This window comes from Trichococcus sp. ES5, from assembly GCF_900067165.1.
Taxonomy (GTDB): domain Bacteria; phylum Bacillota; class Bacilli; order Lactobacillales; family Aerococcaceae; genus Trichococcus; species Trichococcus flocculiformis.
This window is the reverse complement of record NZ_FJND01000018.1, coordinates 51604-57603: the sequence shown is the minus strand read 5'-3', so window position 1 is coordinate 57603 and position 6000 is coordinate 51604. Positions and strand designations below refer to the sequence as shown.

The 6000-nt window shown below is 36.6% G+C and carries 9 protein-coding genes and 1 pseudogene; 6 read left to right on the top strand and 4 right to left on the bottom strand.

The annotated features are described in order from the left end of the window. Positions 1-692 (bottom strand): annotated as a pseudogene (locus tag TES5_RS12145) (hypothetical protein); the annotation flags it as partial. 288 nt (positions 693-980) lie between these two features. Between TES5_RS12145 and TES5_RS15625 the strand changes: the two are divergent. Further along, the gene (locus TES5_RS15625) at positions 981-1157 is read left to right on the top strand and encodes a transposase (RefSeq protein WP_083546543.1); all 177 of its coding nucleotides are present in this window, start codon (positions 981-983) and stop codon (positions 1155-1157) included. Between the two features lie 295 nt (positions 1158-1452). On the opposite strand, the gene TES5_RS12140 is transcribed toward TES5_RS15625, so the two are convergent. Beyond that, positions 1453-1857 carry a hypothetical protein gene (locus tag TES5_RS12140; RefSeq protein WP_068562253.1) on the bottom strand — a complete coding sequence of 135 codons (405 nt, stop codon included), beginning with the start codon at positions 1855-1857 and terminating at the stop codon, positions 1453-1455. Positions 1858-2246: 389 nt separating this feature from the next. On the opposite strand from TES5_RS12140, the gene TES5_RS12135 reads away from it, so the two are divergent. Next, positions 2247-2543, top strand: coding sequence for a hypothetical protein (locus tag TES5_RS12135; protein WP_068562252.1), 297 nt, complete (start codon positions 2247-2249; stop codon positions 2541-2543). After that, positions 2543-2737: a helix-turn-helix transcriptional regulator gene (locus TES5_RS12130; RefSeq protein ID WP_068562251.1), complete on the top strand. Its 195-nt coding sequence runs from the start codon at positions 2543-2545 to the stop codon at positions 2735-2737. The genes TES5_RS12135 and TES5_RS12130 overlap by 1 nt, the downstream gene beginning before the upstream one ends. A gap of 166 nt (positions 2738-2903) precedes the next feature. On the opposite strand, the gene TES5_RS12125 is transcribed toward TES5_RS12130, so the two are convergent. Beyond that, positions 2904-3383, bottom strand: a complete 480-nt coding sequence (locus TES5_RS12125; protein ID WP_068562250.1) for a zinc metalloprotease — start codon at positions 3381-3383, stop codon at positions 2904-2906. Between the two features lie 682 nt (positions 3384-4065). Here TES5_RS12125 and TES5_RS12115 point away from each other — a divergent pair. From TES5_RS12115 to TES5_RS12105, 3 genes are all read left to right on the top strand, one after another. Then, positions 4066-4290, top strand: coding sequence for a hypothetical protein (locus TES5_RS12115; RefSeq protein ID WP_068562248.1), 225 nt, complete (start codon positions 4066-4068; stop codon positions 4288-4290). A gap of 138 nt (positions 4291-4428) precedes the next feature. Next, positions 4429-4689 (top strand): hypothetical protein, encoded by a 261-nt coding sequence (locus TES5_RS12110; RefSeq protein WP_068562247.1) that lies wholly within the window; start codon positions 4429-4431, stop codon positions 4687-4689. A 64-nt stretch (positions 4690-4753) separates the two neighbouring features. After that, complete coding sequence (locus tag TES5_RS12105) at positions 4754-5101, top strand: DUF1648 domain-containing protein (RefSeq protein ID WP_068562246.1); 348 nt, start codon at positions 4754-4756, stop codon at positions 5099-5101. 260 nt (positions 5102-5361) lie between these two features. Here TES5_RS12105 and TES5_RS12100 read toward each other — a convergent pair whose 3' ends face one another. Beyond that, positions 5362-5946, bottom strand: a complete 585-nt coding sequence (locus tag TES5_RS12100) for a LysE family transporter (protein WP_068562245.1) — start codon at positions 5944-5946, stop codon at positions 5362-5364. Positions 5947-6000 lie beyond the last annotated feature (54 nt).

Sequence of the window (6000 nt, the reverse complement as noted above, 5' to 3'; positions counted from 1 at the left end):
TGATTCACTTTGTTGTCCTTTGAGTAGCCAAATTTCTTCAAATCATCTGCTTTGACCGACTCAAAATAATAAGTCGTGACGTCATAGAAGGCAACCGAAAGGTTGCGGTCGAAAAACTGACTGATCTGCTTGTTCAAATGTTCCTCTAACTGGTTTTTCTGTGATGCCAAAAAAGGCAAGGCGCGATACATCTGTTCCAATTCACAAGGGAATTCGCTTGCGAAGCGATCTTTCCCCTCAAATGTGGAACGTTTTGAACCAGGGAACAATAATCGGGAGTAAACCATCAATGCGATTGGCGTTTTAGTAGGGAAATGAATGTTTGTTTCCTTTTTCTGGCGGTACTGCAGAAAAGAATCAAGCTTCAGTTGATCCCACAGCCATTGATAGACTTCATAGCCATAATTTTGTACCGGAGCGCCTGCGTCACTCGGTTGAGCACTGGCGTGCTCGATAAACGCGCTCACGCGTTGGGTGGCCATCGAAACTTCCGTATGTTCTTTTTCCAAGTTCATCTGGTCCACTTTTTTCTGAAGTTCTTCGATAGCGTTGGGGTTCTCCGCTAGTAACTTTTCTTTGTTTCCAAAATTTTGTATCACGCGAATCTTTGGTTTCTTTGTTTCGGGATCCCTGTAAGATTCCGCGATGCGCACGTATTCCTGATCCCGATTTTTGAAAATTTGAAGATACATTTCCGACACCACCTTTACAGCTATTATAACATATATACATCCATATATACAATATAAAAACAAGTGAAAAGTGCTAGAAACATTATAAAATTAACGTTTCTAGTACTTTTTGATTGATTAAACTGTAAAAGTCGGGAAAAAAACTAAAAATAACCATAAAGCATTGATTTAATTGGTTTTCAAGCATTTCCAGGTTAAGGTAAACCTAGTTATGTGTTGCGATACACCTAACTAGGTATCGGGCCGAAAAATACCGTTGAACCCTTGATTTGACGGCATTCTTATTCAATACTAGTTAGGTGTTCCCGGGAATCCAGGATACAAAGTATTCGTCTTCGGTTTTTCAAGATCGCTGGGAAACTGATCCACAGCGGAAGACGCATGATGCTAAAACTCAGCACCCATCATGTCTACCAAGATGAATTTTTTCATATCCTACGGCAAATTCAATCCTTGTCTTGGTGAGGAGACCCCGCAAATTTAAAAAAACGTTCGAACAAAGGGATTAGTATGCCCAAAAACACAATAACAATCGCATTTCGTGCTTCTTTTCGTCTCTAAGAGACGTTTTGAAAGGGAAAAAAATAACAGCTCTGCCAAAAATCCAATATTGCAGATGAAATAGAGTTGTTCATATCAAGATTTGGGGTGGTATGAATAATTCAGGTTTTTCTATCTTTTCTAAATTTGGGATACATATTTTTCGACTCTATGTAAGACCTAACCTATTTGTAGTGAAGTTAAACTTTATTTTTTATTCTTAATGGTCATTTTTCTTGTAAGTACAAGCGTTGGTAATTCCCAATAAAATCCCACCTAAAGCTACTAAATATAAATCAAAGTTACTTGTCAATAAAATGGAAGAATTTGTTGAATAAAACAGATAGGAACTAATCAATAGGTAGAAGGACACAAAAAAAATTGAGCTTATTTTCAATATACGTTTAGTATTTTCCTTTACTTTCAGCGATAAAAATAAAGGAATTAAATAAGCTATGAAAAAGAACAATGCACCCTGATATAGTAGTGTGAAATAAATATGTTCAACGATCCGATTAGGGTTTCTATAAGGATAATTATCTTCATAGAATTTTGCTAAAAATAGGCAGGTAACTGAAATGATAGGAAAAAGCTGATAGAAAGAAAACTTTTTTAACGTAGCCATTGCAACATCCTCCTTTACTCTGTGCAACAAAAAATCCACTCCTTTCTACATGAACAGACAGTGATAACAGAAGCAAATCTTATTTACAGTATATCGTCAGAATGAGGAAGTCTAACCAAATAGGCATAAATAAACCCCCTCCTGATAGTGACATAATGAATCAAGCCAACAAAATAGAACTTTTTCTAAGACCCTCTTAGTATATCGCTACCATCTCCATATTAAAAATAATATGGGGAGAACATGGTAGTGTGACGTCCTCCATTCTTTTTTATGAATGCAGCATCTCAAACGCCACACCGCTCAAAATGTAAAAAGTTTTTGACATTATCCCTTGTACTATGTACACTTGAAATGTAAAAAACATTTGACACAAGGGAGCTTATCGTATGCGAAAAAAGGATGAAATGGAGCAGCGGATGGCGAATAAATCTGCTAAGATTACATTGTTTGTTACTGTCACGGCCTTATTTATTATAGGGGGCATTGAGGCTTTTAGGAATGATATGAAAACGAATATCCTTCTGGTGATTGCTCAGTTTTCGGTTTCCCTTGTTATTTTACTTGAACGGTATTATTTATCTAAAGCGAATGGAGATGACTCATTCAAAAAAACACTGATACTGACTCTGGTTTTTGTAATCATTCTGTTGGCTATTCTACTAGGAACAGCGTCTTTAGCCTGATGAAAAATAATATCAAAGAACTCCGTACAGCAAAAAAAATCTCGCAACAAGAACTGGCTGACCGCTGCCACGTTACCCGTCAAACCATCAATGCGATTGAGAATGAAAAATATGACCCGTCTCTGCAGTTAGCTTTTGCTTTAGCGAAAAACTTAAACACCACGGTAGATAAGTTATTTATTTCGGAGCAGTAAAAAATTGAGAACGGACCAAACTTATACACATCATAGGGATACTCTCTTCTTCGGTGTCGCTGTTTTTACTCAATGGGGAAGGTATACTTTGATTATTGCCTTTTTAAACCATGTGTATATCCTATCTGTTAGTAAATCTGCATAAAAATCGTTCTCACTTATTCCTTCAGATGTTCTCTTTTATACTTGCCCTCTCTTTTAATAATCTGAGTAACTGCAAACCATCTGACTGAAAGGAACCTATTTTTTTAGGAAGTTTAAAAGGAATAAGGTTAATCACAAGCATGACTAGATTCAGATCGGCAACACCCGCTAGAAGAGTGCGAGTCCAACCCTCAGATTCTAAACGAAGCAGCAATACAGTTATCCCCATGAGGAATAGGTTCATCAATGGACCACTTAATAGACACAAAAATCGTTGCAATTTGTCCATTCCGCCATCCCATTTGCAACACCCGAAGTACGCCCATTGAAGATGAAAATGGAATCTTCCGACCTGAAAATCCTCCCGGTTATCTTCCCCGCTGCTTCCTAAGTAGATATGGGGGTTCGACTTGGATGTCAGCACCACTCCAATACCATGTCCAACTTCGTGTAGCAGCAGGGTAACTGGTATTACCAGAGTAAAGAAAACGAGTTGTATCATACTAAACTACCTTCTTCCATTCTAATTCTATATAACATGTTTGCCTCCCTGATCAATAGGTACTTTGGAATAAATGGAACTGGCCATATTGTCATTGTTTTTATCATCATACTTTTTCTGATTGTCTCGAGTACTCATTCTCACACCTTCTTTCTTTTCGAATTAGGTGGATCTATTCGATCGCAATATTCCATTGCTCTTTTGATAACTTAACTGGATTTCCCACTATTTTTATTTTTCCCGCTTTTCCACATCAAAAGAACAATCAGTGTGATATATCCGATTGAAATCCAATAAAATAGTGGCTCATTCAGTCTATCTCTTATACCAATCAGTACTAGCATGCTACCAGCCAACAAGGGAATGTATCTACAAAAGTCTCTTTTCATTTTTTTCTCCTATTCATAATAATCCTGAGAGGTGGTTGTTTAATGGGTAACGAGAGCCGTAAAATGATTGCTTCTCTCTGTTTACAATTGTAGGATCACTTGGATATTCGGCAACTCCTATCCGTGAAGTACAAGCTAATACGTATGTATTAAATTTATGCTTTTTCACAATCAGGGAAAGCCTCATTTGCTCACTCGTATAAATATGTTTTTTTCTAAACATTTTTTATGTTACTATTGTATCAAATAATTTATTTTTTCTATAGTTAGAACTTCAGAAAAGAGGAAATGTCATGGAGTTTTTCAGAAAAATGTGGCGATTTCTAGATCGTTGGAATACCATAACCGGTTATTTAATAGGAGGAATCTGGCTTTTATTTAATGGAAATTTCTACAACAATGGCATTACAGACATTAGATATGTTTACTTCTTTAATATCAGCGGCATACTAATGCTTGTTATCGTGGCCCTAAAGATTTTAGAAAAGGTTATGAAAAAAAAAAAAGAAAATACGTAATAATGTGGGACTACTAAGCTACCCCATTGGAAATTACCATCCTAGCCAACCCAAACAATTCGACAAAAAGTACACGTCAGCATCATAAAATTTTCAGTTACTTGCATAATAACTATAGAGATAAGGGGCCAAAGCAATATGGACGATAATATACCACCCTACTACGTTGATTTTCCTGAGTATAACGAATTCTCCCAAAGTTACTTGTGGCCTGTTACCGTAAAATACAAAGGACAGTCGGAGATTCATTTTTCTGTTTCAAAGTCGGACACGATCAATGCTTTTCACTCAATCGAAAACGGTTCAGAAGAACCTATCCTGATCGGATCCCGTTCTTTTGAAAGAAAAAATTTAGACTTTATGGCGTTTGAAGGCCGCACATATGCCTTTTCCAACTGATGGACCTTTATCCAAAGTCTTGTGAATTTAATAACAAAAAAAACGAACAGAAAGAAGAGAGGGAATGACTCATAGTCAGCGTTTCTCAATATTCAGTGTGCAAAGCTCATTTGCAATATTGCTTCTTCCTCTAATCAGCGGGGTCTTTTCTTATTCGTACTTGCCTGACCGAGTCGCCATCCACATTAACGAACTGGGACAAGCGGACAACTATCTCCCGAAGTTGGCATTTTTAATCGGGCTACCTGTTGCAGGCTTGCTTTTTCAACTTTACAGAGTGATGCGCTGCAAGAAAAAAGATCCAACAATGAATGTTTTCGGCTGGAATAAAACCAGCTCTAGTATCCTGTTATTCCCGATTTTCTTTAACATCGCCTATTTTTCTGCAGTTTTTTATAATTTGAGTGTTTGATTGGTTAGGTGACGATTTTGGGTACACTCTAAACAAACAAAAAAAGTCATATCCCAATTGAAACAGAAATATGACTAACAGAATAGTATATTTTATTTTCTTGTAGTCTTTGCTTTTGATTTATAACAGCATGACTGCTGTCTAACTTAGGCACCCAGACAAAATAAAAAACTGATTATGAGTCCCGTAGTCAGTTTTTTATTTGTATTGAATGTAATACCACCCTCATTTTTTAAGACTTATGCGATAAAATTCCACACTCACTTTAGCATACTATAAATACACTCCAGCAATGAAGCTGCCAGAATAATATTGATGAGCCTAAAATGTTTTTGATACATCCTTTGTATCATCATACCCATTCCAATCCAAGTGATTGTGGCAATGGTTCCGATTGTGGCAACAATCAGTTCAAACAATATTAGATCAAAAAAAGAAGTGTAGTAATCCGTTATATATCCGGTCAGAGCGGTTATACCAAACAAATAGATTTTCACATTCACAAATTGGAGCAAGAATCCTTTAAAAAAGGAGGCCGATTTTTCAGTACTTTCTGACTCAGGTTTGCTTACCGCGATATGAATGGCGAGCCATAGAATATACGCAGCACCAATATATTTCATTATGCCAAGGATATTCGGCATAAAAGCACTCACACCATAGACAAACAGTGCACAGATAATTTGAACTACATAATACCCTGCGAAGATGCCAAAAAATAAAGAGCGACCTTTTTTGTATCCATAATTTGTGACTGTATTCAATGCTAAAATATTCCCCGGCCCCGGAGTAAACGCGTTAATTATCGCATAAATAAAGAAATTCCCTAATACATATCCAGGCATTATTTTCTTCCTTTCTGTTTTTTTAGACTATAACATAAACCCTGTTTGTATAGG

Coding starts and splice junctions, on each gene's coding strand:
- TES5_RS12140 (WP_068562253.1), bottom strand. CDS start 1,857: ATGGCTACGTTAAAAAAGTTTTCTTTCTATCAGCTTTTTCCTATCATT.
- TES5_RS12100 (WP_068562245.1), bottom strand. CDS start 5,946: ATGCCTGGATATGTATTAGGGAATTTCTTTATTTATGCGATAATTAAC.
- TES5_RS12110 (WP_068562247.1), top strand. CDS start 4,429: ATGGACGATAATATACCACCCTACTACGTTGATTTTCCTGAGTATAAC.
- TES5_RS12135 (WP_068562252.1), top strand. CDS start 2,247: ATGCGAAAAAAGGATGAAATGGAGCAGCGGATGGCGAATAAATCTGCT.
- TES5_RS12115 (WP_068562248.1), top strand. CDS start 4,066: ATGGAGTTTTTCAGAAAAATGTGGCGATTTCTAGATCGTTGGAATACC.
- TES5_RS12125 (WP_068562250.1), bottom strand. CDS start 3,383: ATGATACAACTCGTTTTCTTTACTCTGGTAATACCAGTTACCCTGCTG.
- TES5_RS12105 (WP_068562246.1), top strand. CDS start 4,754: ATGACTCATAGTCAGCGTTTCTCAATATTCAGTGTGCAAAGCTCATTT.
- TES5_RS12130 (WP_068562251.1), top strand. CDS start 2,543: ATGAAAAATAATATCAAAGAACTCCGTACAGCAAAAAAAATCTCGCAA.